We start from the raw sequence: 17882 nt of genomic DNA, 5'->3' as shown, positions 1-17882 counted from the left end.
GTGGCTATCTGTGTCTAGTTACCTTGTCCCTTATTTAAATCTACATTTTCTATGACAATTTCTACAAACGGACTTACTTCCCCAAAAACCTGGCTTTGGCAAGGTTTCCCCATTTGTTACCAAACCCAAGGAACTACCGGACCTGCTATTATCCTGATTCATGGTTTTGGCGCATCCTGGTTACATTGGCGCAAAAATATTCCCGCTTTAGCTGTAACCTGTCGGGTTTATGCCATTGATTTAATTGGCTTTGGTGGTTCGGCTAAACCTAAACCGGGGGAAAAAATTACCTACACATTAGAAACCTGGGGACAACAGGTAGCTGATTTTTGCCGGGAGGTCATTGGTGAACCAGCTTTTTTCATCGGTAATTCTATCGGTTGTATTGTCGCTATGCAAGCGGCGGTAATTGACCCAGATATGGCTTTGGGAACCGCTTTGCTTAACTGTTCTTTGCGGTTATTGCATGATCGTAAACGTCTAAGTTTACCTTGGATAAAACGTTTTGGTACGCCAATTTTACAAAACTTTTTGGCGATTGAATCTGTAGGTAATTTCTTTTTTAGTCAGTTAGCTCAACCAAGGACAGTTAAAAATATTCTTTTACAAGCTTATGCTCAGAGGGAAACAGTAACAGATGAGTTAGTAGATATTTTAATGACACCGGCAAAAGATCCTGGGGCTGCGGCTGTATTTTTAGCTTTTACTGCTTATTCCAGTGGTCCTTTACCGGAGGATTTATTAGCTATAATATCTTGTCCAGTAATTATTTTATGGGGAACGGCTGACCCTTGGGAACCTATTAATTTAGGTAGAGAGTTAGCCAATTTTCCCCAAGTCCAAAAGTTTATTCCTTTAGAAGGTGTAGGCCATTGTCCTCAAGATGAATCTCCTGAGTTAGTAAATCCGATTCTACAACATTGGATTGGTGAGGAACTAAGCAAAAGGTAGTAGGTAATAAATAGAAGAAAAGATGAACTTCATCAAAGAGTTTTTTTGGTGTAAATTTCATCTTTGATTGTTATCAATATCCATCTCCATCATATCCACCTCGATAGTATCTATCCCCATCATATCCACCACCATGATGTCCATATCTATGATGTCCATGTCTATGATGTCCATGTCTATGATGTCCATGTCTATGATGTCCACCACCATGATGTCCACCTCTATAGTATCCTCCAGATAGAAGTTGCTGTTCCTCTACGGATAAATCTACCACTAAATCAGATGAGATATTTTGATTTGACATGATAATTGTTAACCTCAATTAAGCTATGAATCATATACCTATTCTTAGGTTATAAAGGTATTTTCGATCAAATTAATGATTCTATAGTTAGAAACTAATAATTAAAATTTCTATCTTTTGACTTATATATTTATTTAATATTTTTTATATTAAAAAATTAGAGAGGAGAAAGTTAGGCACAAATCTAGTATTTTTCTGTTTTATTTGTCAACAATAGATGTAAAGATTTACAGATGCAGGGACTAAGATTGTGCTGATAATTTATGTAAAAATTTCTCCTCACCTTACAACTCTAAAAAGCTGGAAAACTAGGACTATTAAGAATAGCCAAGTCTATAGAGTTTACTTACTAAAAAAGAGTATTAATTCCTCTCCATATCGCCACTATCAGGATAGATATCATAAATGTCAGAGGGTATATGTCTATCATTTTTTTGGTAGTCACAGCAACGTTTTTTAGGTCTACAACAAGGCTGGAAGTGGTAACATCCCCCAGATGAAAGTTGTTGTTCTTCTGGGGATAATTCAACAAGTAAATTAGAACTGAACATGATTTTTACCTCAATTAATAGGTTAGTGTTTACACACTTAAATAAACAAAATATTAGCTGTGTGTAATCCTATCTTCTATTTGTAAATGTATTTTGAGAAAATTCACTTCTCCTGAAGTTATAAATCAAAAAACTAAAAGTATGAATTATAATCTCATACTTTATGGTGAAATAGATTATAGTTAATTCAGTAGTTAATTCAATAATAGATGCGGTTTTTGTGAATATTATTCCTATAATCAAGTATTTAGGTCTTAACCAAATTCTCAGAAAAAAATATCTCTGATGACAGTGCAAAAATAGATATATGATCTAACTTGAGAATTATGATTTTCTTATAAATGATAGTTATATTTGAATTGTTAGCTAGTAAACCAGCTAATGCCAATTAAATTAGTGTTAATGATGAGGTAGAATCATGTCAGTTAATAAGATTGAATCTGAGTTAATTGTTGAGTTATCTAAACAGGAACAACAGCTTTTATCTGGAGGTGCGAGTGAGAAGGGAGTTCTGGAGGCTAAAGGTGATTTTGTCTATGGTCGTCAAAAATTTCCAGCTACTATTACAGTAAAAGTTAAGAATCTACCTGAAATAACTCAGAATTTACCTGCTGACGAACCTACTTAAAATACCGATTTTTCAAGACTGAAACCAATTGTCTCTGATGGTAATTATCTCATATAAATTAGAACCATCACTTCCTAGTTAATCAATTTAAAGTCTAATTCTCGTTGAGGAGTTAGACTTTTTTAATGATTAAAAATAAAAGAAAATATTGGGGAATAAGTTACTCCAAAAAAAGTAAGAATAAAGAAAAGAGAAAAGTAACTACTATAAATAGCAGTTACTTTTCCATCTTCAGCACTTTTAATTAAATCTCTGAAAAGAACAAATGAGAATGCCTAAATATTCTCAAAACTTGATTTATCTTGAATGAATTACCTAAGTTTTCTCCTATTTTGAATGATTCCAGAGTTTAAACTAAAGGACTAACTTATTAGTAACATTAGGTCTTGTCCTAAGTGTCTGAAGAACTTTGACTACTATCAGAATCATCCGCAGGTTGTGTTTCAGAAGGATATATATTGATTACTGGATTGAACACTAGATTATTCTCTACTTTCTGCTTTATTCCAACGCGTCGACGACGTAGGGGGCTGTAGTTATCACATCCCCCAGATAAAAGTTGTTGTTCTGCTGGGGATAACTCTACAAGTAAATCAGTTGTGATGTTTTGGTTTGACATAATTATGTGCTTCAATTAGTGGAATTGCTTCGCTTGGAATTAGGAGGAATTAGGAGGAAGGAGGAATGAGGAAGGAGGAGGGAGGAAAGAGAAAAACAATGGTTATCTCTAGGAGTTTAATTAGTAGTAGGTTAAAGAGAACATCCAAGACTACCCAAAACCTTCCAAAAATTAATTATTTTGAGTTGGTTATATCAGCTTTCTCTTTCCTCAAATGCCAGGGTAAAATTAAGTGGTTACCCAATTTATGGATTTTGTCCACTTAATATCTCTGCTATTTGTGAAAATCAATCATCATCATCATCATCACGATCATCACGCTTTCTGATATCTTGATCATGATCACGGTATTTTTTCCACTCATAGCAGATTATTGCTCTGCGTCTGCCTTTTCCCCCAGACAGAAGTTGTTGTTCCTCTGTGGATAACTCCACGAGTAAATCAGATTTAATGTTTTGATATGACATGATTGTTAGCCTCAATCTATGAACAGGTGTTATTCACCTATACTTCTTTTATAACTATTTATTATGGGAAATAAATTATCCTGTAGTTATAAAGTTTTGACATTTTAAATTACTCTTAGGTTATATATTTATTTAGATAAATCTCTCTCTTTTAACTCATGTTTGTTTATTTTATTTATCTAATCAAAACTACATAATTATCTACTCTATTTTTTTCAAAAAAGTTACTTATTAACTCAAACAGCAGAAAATGTAGAGCAGAATATAAAATAAAGCTGTCTCTACAAGAAAATGTTTTAATTTAATTAAATCTGGCTATTTTAGGAAAACAAATTATTTAGAAAACCGGGTAATAAATTACTCAATTTATCACCAATAGAACTAATTGTTAGTAACCCAAATGTTAATGAAAGTGCCATAGTGACTTGGGATAATTTATATTTAGTGGTTTGTGAACTAGAATCACCTGAAGCAAGTTTTAAATCATTTTTACCCTCAGTTTCAATATCAGTTTTTTGGAAGAATGAATTACCTTCAACTAATACATCTAATTGGGGAGATATTTGCCCACCAATTAGAGATTCTTGTTCTGCATTAGAAAGATATCTGAATAATTGAGGATGACTAAATTGAGTATTTTTAGACATATTATTTGTCCTTACATAAGTAAGTAATTTTGGTTAATTTGTAGCAAGATAAAAGCTTAAAAAATATTTAAAAAATATTAATTTACGCCTTAATTTATGCAGTTAAAAACTGCAAATGTTCGCCAGGTTTTGATAAGAAAGTATCAGGAGTTCCTTGAATTTGTAATTGACCTTTTTCGATGAGAACAATCCAATGAGCGCGATGAATGACACTAGGACGATGGGTAATTAAAATTGTGGTTTTACCTGCGCGATATCCCAAAAGACGATCTAGAACATTAGCTTCGCTCATAGGGTCTAATCCAGCGGTAGCTTCATCTAAAATTAGTATAGGTGGATTTGTGAGAATGCCGCGAGCGATCGCTAATCTTTGTCTTTGTCCACCAGAAAGATTTGCACCAAATTCTCCTAAAACGGTTTGATATTTATTAGGTAATTGACTAATAAAACCATCGGCATCAGCAATATCACAAGCTTGAACTACCTCTTCAAAAGAAATATTAGGTGTGCCTAAACGGAAGTTTTCTAAAATGGAACGACTCCAAAAATGAGGCTCTTGGGGAACATAAACTACTTGTTGTCGGTAACAATCTAAAGCAATATCTTGGATATTTAAAAATCCGATCCGAATATTACCAGAATCTGGGACATATAAACCAGATAATAATTTAGCCAAAGTGCTTTTACCACAACCTGATTTACCAATTAAAGCAATTGTTTTTCCTCCCGGAAGCTGAATAGAAAAATCATCTAATAAATCAACTCTTCCGGGGTGATGAAATTTAAGATTTGCACAACTAATATCAGCAGTGCTGGAAATTTGTACAATTGGTTTTTGACTTCCTCCTACTACTTCTGGTGTGGCATCAATAACTTCTAATAATCTAGAAACTGCCGTTTGAGAGCGAAAATATTCATCCACAAAGCCAACTAATGAGTTAATTAAAGCTAAAACATTGACTTCTAAAGCATTAAAAGCTAACATTTGACCGATGCTTAAATTGCCTCTAATCACCAAAATACTGCCAAATCCTAGTAAGAGAACGCCACCAATTGTAGATATAATTCTGGCAAGAGTACCATTGATAATTGCTATTTGTACTGTACTAAAAGCAAGATTAGCTAGACGACCAAAACGACTTTGAAATTCATCCCAAAATTGAGGAGCAGCATTGGTAGTTTTAATTACTTGTGCGCCTTTAAATGTTTCTACTAAAACACCTTGATTTTCTGCTCCTAAAACTAAGAGACTGCGGGTTTTTTGTTGCAAAATAGGCAAGAAAGGTAAAGTAGATAAAGTCATTAAACCAGCAACTAATAAAGCTGCTATTGTTAATTGCCAGCTATAAAACAACATTAAGCCAAGAGAAATTATAGCGATAAAAAATTGACTAGGTAAAACAATCACAATTTGTGATACTAATTGGTTAATTTCGCCAATATCTCGGAGTCTGCTAGTAATTTCACCACTGCGACGGGATTCATAATAATTTAAAGGCAATTGCAGAAGTTTACGGCCAAATTCTAAGACTAAACCTAATTGTAATCTTTGTCCAAAATGAGAAATCATTAAAGCTTGGAATACTTGTAAACCTCCACTAAATAAACTCATAATGACAACAGCAGAAACCACAACAGTAAGTAATTGTACATCTCCACGAACGAGAACATCATCTGTTAATAATTGAATCAAAACCGGAGTTCCTAAAGCTAGTAAACCCAGGACAATATTAATCATTAAAACCTGAGTTAGTAACCCACGATAGGGTAAAATGCGGCGAAAAAAGCGCGTTATTCCACCTTTTGATTGTTCTTGGGGTTGGTCAGAAAAACGATCTGGATCTGGCTCTAATAAGAGCATTACCCCATTCCAGGCAGCGGTTAGTTCTTCTTTGCTCAAATAACGGATTCCCACCGCAGGATCGGCAATAACGTATTTTTTTGCTTTTTTACCATATAAAACAACCCAATGATAGCCTTGCCAATGGATAATTGCGGGTAATGTAATTTCTGTAATTCTGTCTATAATTTCTGGAGAAGCTTTAACTGCTCTAGCATTAAAACCGAGATTTTCTGAGCCTCTTTTTAAACCTAATAATGTTGTTCCTAATTGTCCAGTACCAACAGCTTCCCGACTTTTAATCATACTTAAAAAATGTCCATAATACTTACTAATAGAAACTAAACAAGCTGCTCCACAGTCTTCTTCACTTAACTGTAAAGTACACTGATAATTTTGATGATTTTTAAAAATATTGAGCATATTGAACATATTGAACATAATTATTAAGAGTATTCTAGTACCTTGGGTTGACGTAGGAAACTAATTAAAAAAAGCTTATGTTGGGTTGCGCTATCCCTTAACCCAACCTATATTTTCACCTATGAATTAGTGATTAACTTGCTTTTTCTCAGGATAAATTGGAGTACAGTTTCCCGACGAGAAATAATATCAGCGCGTCCTTCCATGCCAGATTTGAGATAACATAAATGATTTCCTTTTCCTAAAAATAGACTTTCTGGTTCAATATTAATTTCATAAGTAGCTAATTGGGGTGTACTAATAATTGAATTATTCGGATTATTTTGTGTGGTTGCTAAAACATCTGCACCAACAGTTTTTACAGTTCCTTTGAGAGTTCCATAGTCAGGATAGGGACAAGCGGAAACCTGCATTTGCACTGCTTGACTGGTTTTTACTTTGTCAATATCTTTAGCAGGAACGTGAGCTTTGATAATTAAAGGAGCATCTACAGGAGAAATTTGAGCGATAGCTTCACTGAGTTGTACAACCTGTCCAGGGTTGCGGAGTTTAAGTTGCATAAGTGTACCATTAGTTGGGGAGCGAATCACACTTTTATTCAACTCATTGTCTAATTGTTGTAGTTCTTGACTGGTGCGGATTTGTTGTTTTTGTAGTTCTAAACGTTGTTGAAGTAATGTTTCTCTTTCTTTTTTTAAAGCTGCTAAATTAGCTTCACCTTTGGACTTTTCTTGTTTAATTCTTTCCGATGCTACTGTTACTATTGCATTACTGGGATTGACGGCACTTTTTGCTTTTTGTAGGTTTATTTGTGCTAATTTAACAGCTTGTTCTTTTTCTTCTTGGAGATTTTTAGCACTAAATTTAGCTTGTTCTAATTTTGATTGAGCCGATTTAACAGCTTGTTCTTTTTCCTCGACTAGATTCTGAGATATTGCTCCCGATTCAGCTATATTCTGCAAGCGATTTCTCTGTAAGATAGCCAGTTTTAATGCTGCTTCTGCTTCTTGTACCGTGGCTATTAATACCTTTTCTTTTTTTAATCTTTCTAATTGTTCCTTTGCTAAATTTATAGTTATTTTAGCTTGTGTCATTTCTGCAATGGCTTTAATTTGTTGATCTTTATAGTTACGTTGAGTTCCAGTTAATTCAGCTTGGGTAGCTATAATAGTCCGGTTATTTAAGTTAGTTTGAGCAGTTATTTGAGTATTGATTTGATTAATTTGAGCATCAACTTGAATAAGTTGTAATTGACTTTTCTCAAAAGTATTTTGCAGTTGTCTTTTTTGAGATTGCAGTTGGGAGTCATCAATATAAGCAATTATTTGTCCTTTATTTACTACCTGATTTTCTTTGACGGCAATTCTTTTAATAGTTCCCGTCATTGCCGATTCAACTAACCGTAATTCTCCCAATGGTCGGATAGTTGCAGGAACTTTAACCGTGACGTTATAATAAAGAATGGAGGTAAGACTTGCAGCAACTACAAACATAGTAATCATCACTCCCCCACCGATATGAATCCATTTACCGATATGGGGAAGAAACTCATTAGCTTCTAGTATATGCAAATCTTCTGTAGTCGGGTTATTGAAGTTATAAGAATTGTTCTCTTGACGCTGTAAAGAGTTCACCAGATTACACCTTAATAAAAACAGGTAGATTTTTGTATTGACATTATTCCTGTCTAGGGGTAATTTATGAATTACCCCCATTTTCATTCTCTTTTTCCTAAGTCCTGCTTAATTTGACAGCAGGCAATTTATAGACTTAGTAGCCTAGATTTACGAAAAGACTGCTTTAGCTAGGGCTGGATCCGAGTTCCAGGTGTTGCAACTGGGGGTGTAATTGCACGTACGTTTCCTGCGGTTGGTAGTACCGCAGAACCCAAAGCTCCGACACCAGCGGGAGGTTCTGTACCTAAACCTAAGAAATCTTGTCCCGCAGTCAGTATAGTATTAGCCTTACCAGCCGAGGTAGCAGTGCTACCTTGAGGACCAGAGGCACTGGTTCCCATTAACAGTGATCCTTTGTTAGCGTAATTACTAGCAGCTAGTTCAAAGTCAGCACCACCAGTTAGTAACTCTTGTTCTTGATCTGATAAGACGGTTAACATTTGATTTGACACGATTATTAGCCTCACTTGCGTAATTAGGTGTTTCATTACCTAACAACTCAACTATAAGCATTGTTGGCTAATATTTCATAAATCTAAGGGTAGAAAGTAATGTTTGCAAATTTACCTCTATAAGTAGAGACAAAATAACTTCTAAAAGTAGAGACAAAATAGTTTTTTGTCACTAAAATAGTTTTAAATAAGAGATAATTCTTAATTTTATAAAATCTCTGTAGTCCATAATGTTTAATGTTGATAATGTTTATTGTTCATTTTTACTGAGAATCATGATTATATGAATTTATTCAGTTTTTTTACTCAACACAAAATTTAATATCTATATTTTTAGATATCTCCAATTTCAGAAACATAATTTGGCTATACCAGCAATTATTCAACAATTAAAGAGTATTGTAGATAACAGATAAGCACAAGTAGCACTACCGACAGGAACGGTTAAATTATCTATTCCCCAAAAAGAAAATGCTTCTAAAATCGTGGCTACTAAGGCAACTATTAAAGAAACTATCCAAGTTTGCCAAATATTACCTTGAGTAACAAGTAAAATAGTTACACAAATCAAATAACTAATTAAAGTCACAGTTAAAGAACCTTCCCAGCTTTTTTGAGAACCAAAAAATATGTATTTATGTTTACCAAAACCTTTACCAATTAAAGCAGCTAATCCATCTCCCCAAGCCATAATCATAATCCCTAAAACAGCGTATTCAGGTTGGTGTAAATGCCAAAAAATACCCACTAAAACCCCAATACTCACAGCATAGAAAAATGTTCCCAAACTATGACGACCGACGCTATTAATACCAGGAAGAATGGGGAATTTATAGGATAGCAAGGTGATAATACTCGCCAAAACTGAAGCTGTAATTCCTACATAAGCAGGAATATCTAACCACCAAGCAATTAAAATCACGTTACCCATGCCAATATGCACGATTTTACGAATGATTTCCGTTTCACTATCAGTAAAACGATATACTACCCAAGCAATGCAGATAATTAATCCCACCCAAACCGCAGCGGGGGCAATTTGCAGCGATAATGGAGAAATGGTTTCCAAGCCGAGAAATGTGTTAAACAATGTCAAATAGGGGTATTTTTCACTTTAATCCTACTTTATAAGGTTTGGGTATGAAAATGTTATTGATTTGGCTCATTCAGGGTTATCGTTTATTTATTTCTCCTCTGTTTCCCCCCACTTGTCGCTTTCAACCGACTTGTTCTATGTATGCGATTCAAGCAATTGAACGGTTTGGGGTGTTTCGGGGTAGTTGGATGGCTATTATGCGGATTTTACGCTGTCATCCTTTTCATCCAGGAGGTTATGATCCTGTTCCAGATGTGAAGGAAAAATCTTGTTGTGAACATGAACACTTGTAACGAAAAATTCAAAATCTCAAACTTTGCGCGAAACATATTTATACTGGCATTATACAAACTGTTACAAACTCCGAAATCTTAGATCAAATTAGCAATTAAAATGCGTCCATACCACCAAATCCCCATTATTGAATGTGGTGAACCTTTAGTTAAAATTCCTCTAGAATTATTTGCGGTAGAATCTCCTCACCCTTATCAAAAGTTAGGTGCTAATTATGGGGAACATTCACCTTATTATTTACGCGAAAGTGTAATTTCCAATTTGATTCAGGCGCAAAATTATTTACAATTTACAAATCCCCATTGGTACATTCAAATATTCGATGCTTATCGTCCCGTAGCTATCCAACAATTTATGGTAGATTATAGTTTTAGGGAAGCGTTGCGAAATCGGGGTTTAACAGCAGCAGAATTGTCACCCCAGCAACTCGAAGAACTCTGGGAAGCAGTTTATGAAATTTGGGCTGTACCGAGTTTGGATATGAATACCCCTCCTCCCCATAGTACGGGTGCTGCGGTGGATATTACCTTAGTCAATGATACCGGGGAAATTGTGGATATGGGTTCACCCATTGATGAAATGTCCGAGCGATCGCATCCCGATTATTATATTAATAGTCATCAAACCTACCATACTCGCCGTCAATTATTACATAATGTCATGTTAAAAGCTGGATTTCAACGTAATCCTAGAGAATGGTGGCATTTTTCCTTTGGTGATCAAATGTGGGCTTGGTTATATAATCAATCTCATCCTGAAAGTGCAATGACAGCACGTTATGGCAGATTGACCTAAAACACACACAGAAATTTTCTTTCTTGTTGTGCTATAATCGCAATTAATCATAATTTCTTGGAGAGGTGTCCGAGTGGTTGATGGTGACGCACTCGAAATGCGTTTTGGGGAAACTCAACGGGGGTTCGAATCCCCCCCTCTCCGTTGAATTTACCGCTTATTGCGGCGGTTTTTCTGCATCTTGTGGTGGTTTTTCTGCATCTTGTGGTGGTTTTTCTGCATCTTGTGGTGGTTTTTCTACCTTTTGTGGTGGTTTTTCTGCCTTTTGCGGTTGATTTTCTACCTTTTGTGGCAATTTTTCTACCTTTTGCGGTTGATTTTCCGGTGCTTGATTTTGGTTTGTTTCTTGGGTTGGGACTTCCACAGAAGAAGAATTTGCTGGTTGAGATTCCTTCTGGGGGATAACTACGGGACGAGATTCTGGTGAAGATGAGGGTAATACCTGATTTTGATTGGATTCTGGTACGGTATTTTTTGGGACTGGAGGAGGGGTTTTCTGCGATTCTTTAGCCTCACGCAAAGTGTCCACTAAAGATGGTGAAGAAGTAACAACTGGTGTTGATTTCTCTATTGTTGTATCAGGAGTTGGAGTGGGTTGAGAGTTATCTTGAGGTGCTTTTTCTTCATAACTGCTATTACTACTATTACTAGTAGGAGTTGGTTCTGGAGAAACAATCACATTTTTCCTTCTTCTTCTCAAACTACGCACTGGTATAGATTCCCTAGAATATGAGGTTTGAGTCTTTTGACTTTCATTTTGACTGTCATTTTGACTTTCATTTTTACTTTCAGGTGATGGTGATATTTCGACAAGGGGTTTGGGTGTGTTAGATTCGTAAGTAGTTTGTTCAACAAGCGGTTTAGGTGATGATTCTAAATCAGATTTTGATGATGTCCGAATCATGCTAAATCCCGCTGTAGCTGCAAGTAAAGCGATACTAATACCAATAACTCCCTTGGGTACACTGGCTTTTTGTTTAATAGCAGGGACTTTCTTGATGATTGATGGTGTAGAAATGGGAAGAGGAGTAACTTTTTTATGTAAATCTTTTGATTTTAAACCCGATAAATTAATAGTAGGTACTGCTTGAGTAGGTAAAATTGGTGATATGACATTTAACCCATTTACTGGCAGCATTTGTAGCCATTCTGCGACTGTAGTAGGCCGAAATTGGGGTTCTATAGCCATTCCCCGCATCACTGCTTCATTCACAGCCGCGCTGAGATTGGGCTGTAGCTCATTGGGAGATGGCATTTTCTGGCGATCGCGCAATAATGCAGGTATGGGAACTTGTGCTGTTAATAGTGCATATAAGGTCGCCGCTAACCCATAAACATCTGTGGCCGCTGTGCGTGGTGCTTGAGTTAAATATTGTTCAATAGGTGCATAACCCTCGCTGACCAAACTTGTGTGTGTCTGTTTTGCCCCGTCATTAAATTCTCTAGCAATACCAAAATCAATTAATACTACTTCCTGAGTTCCTTGACGCAAAATAATATTATCTGGTTTAACATCTCTATGTAATAAACCGTTATGATGTACTACCTGTAAAGCCGCGCCTATTTGGCGGATATAATGAATAGCTGTGGCTTCTGGTAGGGGTATTCCTGGTAATACAAATGCTGTACCTAAAGTCTCTCCGGGAATGTATTCCATTACCATATAAGGTAGACTGTCTTCCTGAAAAAAGTCACTTACCCGGACAATGTGAGGATGAACACAAGTAGCTAATCTTTTGGCTTCCTCTTGAAATTGGCGCTGGAATTTGGGAAAATCGGGATGTTGTCGCAAGTGTTCATGGATAGTCTTCATTACCACTTCTTGACCTAAATAGTGGTGCATAGCTTTAAAGGTAACACCAAATCCGCCCCGCCCTATTTCCTGGAGGATGGTATATTTTCCATTCTGTAAAATTGTGCCTGCTAACATAGGGTTTTTGAATCTTAAATGAGCAGATGATTAACTAGGTTGTAGCACTTTTAGCTGTAAAATACAAACACAAATCACCAGTCTAAGATGAATATTTTTATATTCCGCAAAGACGCAAAGAAGTAAAGGAACAAACCGAAAATTTAAACAGATATAAAATACTCTATAACTTAAAACTAGATTGGTTTTCTGTAGTTGCAATTCTACTAACTCATGAGCTATGATTGCTCCTATTAAATCTGTCTGGATAATAATTCATGTGAGGCGATAATATCCCCGACTCATTTGATTTATTATATCCATAAATGATAAATTTGTCTGTTGAAGTCGGGGATTTGGACATGAACAATTGCTATAGCTGAATACTTACCTCTCTGAATCAAAATTTTTCTATCTTTAATGTCTACTTTCTTCACGACTGGGAAATGATTTTCTGTCCATGTTGATAAAACCTTCAGCACTAATTGGGGAGCATCTAATTTTTTCATTGAAAATATCTTTAGGTAAGGGACTATCAAAATCATCCGCAAATCGGATAAATGTGGACAAACCGGACATTAACTAGTTTTGGCGTTTTTTTTCTGAAGAAAACCCCTACTTTCGTTCTATTTTGCCTAAGTCCTGTATATGATAAATATAGTCTGTAAAGAAATGTAAATAGTGTGATGCTACAAGATAAAGTTATTGTCATTGTCGGTGCTACTGGTGGTATTGGTGCAACCCTGACTCGTCAACTAGCACCCACAGGGGTGAGGTTGGTACTCGCAGCTAGAAACGCGGAAAATTTAGCAACATTAGCAACTGAGTTACCGGGATCACCTGGAAATGTACTTATAGTTCCCACTGATATTACTCAACCTCAACAAGTAGATACATTAATCCAAAGGACAATAAGCCAGTTTGGACAAATTGATGTCTTAGTAAATGCAGCCGGAGCGGGCATTCTTAAAGCCTACAACACCATTGAACCAGCAGATTTAGAGAAAATGCTAAATTTGAATTTAAAAGGCTGTTTTTACACCACTCAGGCGGCAGCGAAAGAGATGCAAAAACGTAAATCTGGTCATATTTGTAACGTTGTCGGTATTCTGGGTAAACATTCTATGCCCATGGCTGCGGCTTATTCTGCTTCTAAATTTGGTGTAGTGGGTTTTAGTAAATCCATAGCAGAAGAACTGAAACGCTTTGGAGTGAAGATAACGCTGTTTTACTTTGGGGGAATAGATTCTCCTTTTTGGGATCAGGTAAATTTAAAAGTAGATCGGAATAAAATGCTCAGTTGTGAAACTGCTGCCAATGCCATTTTCTATGCCTTATCGGTTGAACCCCAGGCTATACCAATGGAAATTAATATTCAACCTGAGAGCCATTTATTTTTCTAGTATCTAACAGATGAAAGCTGATCATAAATACTTGATTTTGAAGACTTGATTTTGAATACTTGATTTTGAATAAGTTATGCTGGTTGATCATGTTCACTTCTATGTTGAAGATGCAGTAAGGTGGAGAGATTGGTTTGTATATTGTCTTGGTTTTCAAGCAGTAAATGAGGGCATTTTTCCAGGTCTTTCTCACCATCAAAAATCCTTGCATACTTGTACAAAAGTAGTAAAAAGTGGCTCTGTATGCTTTTTACTTTCTTCCCCGATTTTACCTACTAGCCCTGTGGCTGAATTTTTGCGTCAACATCCTCCTGGTGTGGCTGATATAGCCTTTGTTGTTGATGATGTGGAAGCATTGACAGCAAAGGCCATCAGCAATGGTGCAAAAGTTCTCCAACCGGTTGTTCATACTGGATTTTGTAAGTATGCTAAAATTGCTGCGTGGGGTAGTTTGAATCATACATTAATTACCAGAAATAAGGACGAAATCAGGCAAGAGGTAACAGGTAAGAGGGAGCAAGTACATGATGCTATTACCGCAATTGATCATCTAGTTTTGAATGTGGGAGTTGGTGAGTTAGAAACCGCTGTTAATTGGTATCAAAACATTTTTGATTTCCACCCTCAACAAAGTTTTAAAATTAAAACTGATCGTTCTGGTTTGCATAGTCGGGTCATGATTTCTCCCCATGGAAATATCCAATTACCAATTAATGAACCAGCGTCACCTAGTTCGCAAATTCAGGAATTTATAGAGGTGAATAAAGGGGCAGGTATTCAACATATTGCTTTACTGATACCAAATCTTGTTAATGCAATTGCTTGTTTTCGCGCTGCTGGTTTATCCTTTCTTTCCGTTTCTCAAAATTACTATTCCCAGTTACAAAAACGAGATAAATTTTCCCTATCACCTCAAGAATTAAAAGCGATCGCCCAGCAGGAAATTTTGGTAGACTGGCATGAAGATGCGAGGGAAGGGCAACTATTATTGCAAATTTTCAGCCAACCAATTTTCTCACAACCAACTTTTTTCTTTGAATTTATTGAACGTCGTCTTTTAGCCCAAGGTTTTGGAGAAGGTAACTTTATGGCTTTATTTCAAGCCATTGAACGCGAACAAATTAAACGCGGTTTTGTTAGCAATTAATACATTTTTAATTGAGTATTCAAAATCTAAAATCTAAAATCTAAAATCTAAAATTCATTTACTGAGAACGTTGAATATTACCTGCTTTTACCCAACCTTCTTGATTAGTATCAGCAATGCGAATTTTTTGCCATTTTTTATCCGTACTTTCCTCTAACATAATAACTTTTTTATTACCGCCAACTCCTCCTGTACTGGGAGAATTTATATCTGGTTCTGCTCTCATACTTAACCCTTCTGGCCAAGTAACAATTCCTGGATAAGCACCTGGTGGTAATGAATTGGGTGACTTTGTGGGAGTAGGTGTAGGTACTGGGCTAGAAGTAACTTTTTTCTCAGGTTTAGGTTTGGCAATGGCTTTAGGCTTTGTGATTTGGTTTGTAGGATTATCGTTAGCAAACATCGGCTTGGGTGGATTTACGGCAGTACGGTTGACAAAATAGAGGGCAACTATCAAGCCAGTACCTAATAGAACCGCGATCGCTAAAAGTTGACCGAGTATAAATTTAAGTAAGTTTTTAAACATATAGTGGGGAATAGGCAATAGGTACAAGATTTTTAATTTTTAATTCTTTTCTTGACGTTGAATACGTTGATTTAAAGGGGTATATTTTGAAGCTAGACGGGCCCTACCAGCTGCGGCCCATTCTTGGAGTTTTTGAATTTGCTCGACAGCGGTTCGCGCTAAGGGGATAATTTGACTAGCAGCTTCTAAAATATCATCAGTTGTGAAATCACGGTTTTGACTAAAGCCAATGTGCATGGCTTCGATTAGCGTTTGCTCAATTTCTGCACCGGAAAAATCGGGAGTTTCGTAGGCCAACCTATCAATCTCATAGCTGTTCAAATTATAGGGACGTAATCGGGATAAATGGACATAAAAAATTGCTTTTCGTTCCTCCTGACTAGGTAAACCAACAAAGAAAATTTCATCAAATCGCCCTTTTCTTAACATTTCTGGTGGTAAGGCTTGAATATCGTTAGCGGTAGCCACAACAAACACAGGGGAGGTTTTTTCGGCTAACCAATTGATAAAAGTCCCAAATACCCGGCTAGTAGTACCTGCATCACCTTTGCTACCCAAGCCAGAAAAAGCCTTATCAACTTCATCAATCCATAGTATACAGGGGGCGAGCGCTTCTGCCACTTGAATCATTTGCCGGGTGCGAGATTCGGACTCACCCACCAAACCGCCAAATAACCGCCCTACATCTAAGCGTAACAGTGGTAAGTGCCAATGGTGGGCGATCGCTTTAGCGGTCAAGGATTTACCAGTTCCCTGAATTCCTACTAACATTAACCCACGGGGGTGGGGTAAACCATATTGTCGAGCTTTTTCACTAAAAGAACCACCGCGACGAATTAACCAATCTTTCAAATTATCTAGTCCCCCAATATCAGTAATTTCCTCAGTTGCGGGATAAAAATCGAGAATTTGAGTTTGGCGGATAGTTTGGCGCTTTTCTGCTAAGACTAAATCTACATCTTCTGGTTGTAATTGTCCATGGGATGCGATCGCCCGTACTAACACCCGACGGATTCTTTCCATAGACAACCCTTGACAAGAACGCACTAAATCATCCAAAAACTTACCACCAGGAGGGTTGTCCGTGGTTTGTAATAACCTTTCTACCTCTGTTTTGATCTCCCCTGCGTTAGGTAGGGGAAATTCCACCACCGTTAGCACTTCTGTTAAATCATCAGGAATAACGACGCGGGGGGATAATAAAACAATATTTTTCGGTTGCGACTTCAATAGTCGGGCTAAATTACGGAGTTTACGAGAAATGGCCACATCATCTAAAAAACGATGATAATCTCGCAAAATCAACACCGCAGGGGCAGCAGGAGTCAATTTTTCTACAAACTCTAAGGCCTGTAACGGGTTACGTTTGCCAAATCCCACATCATTAGGACTTCCCTGATAACCGTCTACAAAATCCCAAGTATACACCGGACGATTACCTTGATTGATGGCTTCTTCTCGAATCGTAGCTTCTACCCGTTCTTCTTCATAGGTGGGAATATAAATCAATGGATACCGAGCGCGAAGTAACAATTTAAACTCATCACGAAAATTCATAAAAGTAATGGTTCTTAAATGTAGAAATTCAGGATTTTCAAAAAATCTCTAATTTATAATAACTCAAGTTGTCATTCATCTGGTTGAGGCTGGTAATTTGGTGATGAATAATAGGTAATTGGTGATAAAATATCTTTTTTATCCTGTTTATCCTTTCATCCTGGACATCCTGATTCTGATCATGTTTATTAATAAATCTTAATATTTAATCAGCTAATTTTATGTAACTGTAATGTGATAATATTAATCTCATAACAATATTTGATCAGGTTAAACAATGAATTTAATGGATGAGGGTGTACAAAAAGGTCTGATTAAGTTTGATGATGAATAAAAATATATAATAAAAATATATATTTACCATCAAATATTCTTGATATCCACCTATTAGGCTGATATTAAACTCTTGATATTTCCTTATTCATAATTCATATAAGTGATATTTTGTCACAACAAATTAGATGGGTTTCCCGTGAATCTATAGATTTTTTCGATTTCCAATCATGACAAATACAAAAAACACAAATAAACCCTTATTTTCTCAACATTATTTAGATTATCGCCTTCAAGAACTTCCAGAATGGCAATTAGATATTA

Annotated in this window: 19 protein-coding genes and 1 tRNA gene; 7 read left to right on the top strand and 13 right to left on the bottom strand. The window is 36.2% G+C overall.

The genetic code is table 11. From position 1 onward, the window contains the following. Positions 1–51: 51 nt before the first annotated feature. A complete protein-coding gene (locus tag H6F62_RS15985) occupies positions 52–951 on the top strand; it encodes an alpha/beta fold hydrolase (RefSeq protein ID WP_137907562.1) in 900 nt (299 codons plus the stop codon). Between the two features lie 73 nt (positions 952–1024). On the opposite strand, the gene H6F62_RS15980 is transcribed toward H6F62_RS15985, so the two are convergent. Both H6F62_RS15980 and H6F62_RS15975 read right to left on the bottom strand, forming a co-directional pair. After that, on the bottom strand, positions 1025–1255 hold the full coding sequence (locus tag H6F62_RS15980; protein ID WP_137907561.1) for a hypothetical protein: 231 nt from the start codon (positions 1253–1255) through the stop codon (positions 1025–1027). Between the two features lie 362 nt (positions 1256–1617). Continuing rightward, positions 1618–1806 carry a hypothetical protein gene (locus H6F62_RS15975; protein ID WP_137907560.1) on the bottom strand — a complete coding sequence of 63 codons (189 nt, stop codon included), beginning with the start codon at positions 1804–1806 and terminating at the stop codon, positions 1618–1620. A gap of 418 nt (positions 1807–2224) precedes the next feature. Here H6F62_RS15975 and H6F62_RS15970 point away from each other — a divergent pair, with 418 nt between their 5' ends. Continuing rightward, positions 2225–2434: a hypothetical protein gene (locus H6F62_RS15970; RefSeq protein ID WP_137907559.1), complete on the top strand. Its 210-nt coding sequence runs from the start codon at positions 2225–2227 to the stop codon at positions 2432–2434. Positions 2435–2825: 391 nt separating this feature from the next. Here H6F62_RS15970 and H6F62_RS15965 read toward each other — a convergent pair whose 3' ends face one another. The 7 genes from H6F62_RS15965 to H6F62_RS15935 form a co-directional block, all read right to left on the bottom strand. Next, the gene (locus H6F62_RS15965; RefSeq protein WP_190372474.1) at positions 2826–3053 is read right to left on the bottom strand and encodes a hypothetical protein; all 228 of its coding nucleotides are present in this window, start codon (positions 3051–3053) and stop codon (positions 2826–2828) included. A gap of 287 nt (positions 3054–3340) precedes the next feature. Then, positions 3341–3520 carry a hypothetical protein gene (locus tag H6F62_RS15960; RefSeq protein ID WP_137907557.1) on the bottom strand — a complete coding sequence of 60 codons (180 nt, stop codon included), beginning with the start codon at positions 3518–3520 and terminating at the stop codon, positions 3341–3343. A 320-nt stretch (positions 3521–3840) separates the two neighbouring features. Next, positions 3841–4167 (bottom strand): hypothetical protein, encoded by a 327-nt coding sequence (locus tag H6F62_RS15955; protein WP_190372473.1) that lies wholly within the window; start codon positions 4165–4167, stop codon positions 3841–3843. A 94-nt stretch (positions 4168–4261) separates the two neighbouring features. After that, positions 4262–6430 (bottom strand): peptidase domain-containing ABC transporter, encoded by a 2169-nt coding sequence (locus H6F62_RS15950; protein WP_137907555.1) that lies wholly within the window; start codon positions 6428–6430, stop codon positions 4262–4264. A gap of 119 nt (positions 6431–6549) precedes the next feature. Continuing rightward, on the bottom strand, positions 6550–8064 hold the full coding sequence (locus tag H6F62_RS15945; protein ID WP_137907554.1) for an HlyD family efflux transporter periplasmic adaptor subunit: 1515 nt from the start codon (positions 8062–8064) through the stop codon (positions 6550–6552). 170 nt (positions 8065–8234) lie between these two features. Beyond that, positions 8235–8558 carry a CTB family bacteriocin gene (locus tag H6F62_RS15940; RefSeq protein WP_236097097.1) on the bottom strand — a complete coding sequence of 108 codons (324 nt, stop codon included), beginning with the start codon at positions 8556–8558 and terminating at the stop codon, positions 8235–8237. Between the two features lie 382 nt (positions 8559–8940). Further along, positions 8941–9648, bottom strand: coding sequence for a diacylglycerol/polyprenol kinase family protein (locus H6F62_RS15935; protein WP_137907598.1), 708 nt, complete (start codon positions 9646–9648; stop codon positions 8941–8943). A gap of 50 nt (positions 9649–9698) precedes the next feature. Between H6F62_RS15935 and yidD the strand changes: the two genes are divergently transcribed. From yidD to H6F62_RS15920, 3 genes are all read left to right on the top strand, one after another. Continuing rightward, positions 9699–9947, top strand: coding sequence for a membrane protein insertion efficiency factor YidD (gene yidD / locus H6F62_RS15930; RefSeq protein ID WP_168360218.1), 249 nt, complete (start codon positions 9699–9701; stop codon positions 9945–9947). Between the two features lie 100 nt (positions 9948–10047). Beyond that, positions 10048–10743: a M15 family metallopeptidase gene (locus tag H6F62_RS15925; RefSeq protein ID WP_190372472.1), complete on the top strand. Its 696-nt coding sequence runs from the start codon at positions 10048–10050 to the stop codon at positions 10741–10743. A gap of 59 nt (positions 10744–10802) precedes the next feature. After that, positions 10803–10887, top strand: a tRNA-Ser gene (locus tag H6F62_RS15920). A 13-nt stretch (positions 10888–10900) separates the two neighbouring features. On the opposite strand, the gene H6F62_RS15915 is transcribed toward H6F62_RS15920, so the two are convergent. Further along, entirely contained in the window at positions 10901–12673 is a 1773-nt protein-coding gene (locus H6F62_RS15915; RefSeq protein WP_190372471.1) for a protein kinase, read from the bottom strand. 293 nt (positions 12674–12966) lie between these two features. After that, entirely contained in the window at positions 12967–13161 is a 195-nt protein-coding gene (locus H6F62_RS15910; RefSeq protein WP_137907550.1) for a hypothetical protein, read from the bottom strand. A 177-nt stretch (positions 13162–13338) separates the two neighbouring features. On the opposite strand from H6F62_RS15910, the gene H6F62_RS15905 reads away from it, so the two are divergent. Further along, a complete protein-coding gene (locus H6F62_RS15905) occupies positions 13339–14055 on the top strand; it encodes an SDR family NAD(P)-dependent oxidoreductase (protein WP_137907597.1) in 717 nt (238 codons plus the stop codon). 76 nt (positions 14056–14131) lie between these two features. After that, a complete protein-coding gene (hppD, locus tag H6F62_RS15900) occupies positions 14132–15202 on the top strand; it encodes a 4-hydroxyphenylpyruvate dioxygenase (protein ID WP_190372470.1) in 1071 nt (356 codons plus the stop codon). Between the two features lie 58 nt (positions 15203–15260). Here hppD and H6F62_RS15895 read toward each other — a convergent pair whose 3' ends face one another. Continuing rightward, positions 15261–15728: an SH3 domain-containing protein gene (locus H6F62_RS15895; RefSeq protein ID WP_137907596.1), complete on the bottom strand. Its 468-nt coding sequence runs from the start codon at positions 15726–15728 to the stop codon at positions 15261–15263. 39 nt (positions 15729–15767) lie between these two features. Next, positions 15768–17285 carry an AAA family ATPase gene (locus H6F62_RS15890; protein ID WP_137907548.1) on the bottom strand — a complete coding sequence of 506 codons (1518 nt, stop codon included), beginning with the start codon at positions 17283–17285 and terminating at the stop codon, positions 15768–15770. Positions 17286–17882: the final 597 nt, after the last annotated feature.

This window comes from Anabaena sp. FACHB-1391, assembly GCF_014696755.1.
Taxonomy (GTDB): Bacteria; Cyanobacteriota; Cyanobacteriia; order Cyanobacteriales; family Nostocaceae; genus Dolichospermum; species Dolichospermum planctonicum.
This window is presented reverse-complemented; position numbering and strand designations above follow the sequence as displayed.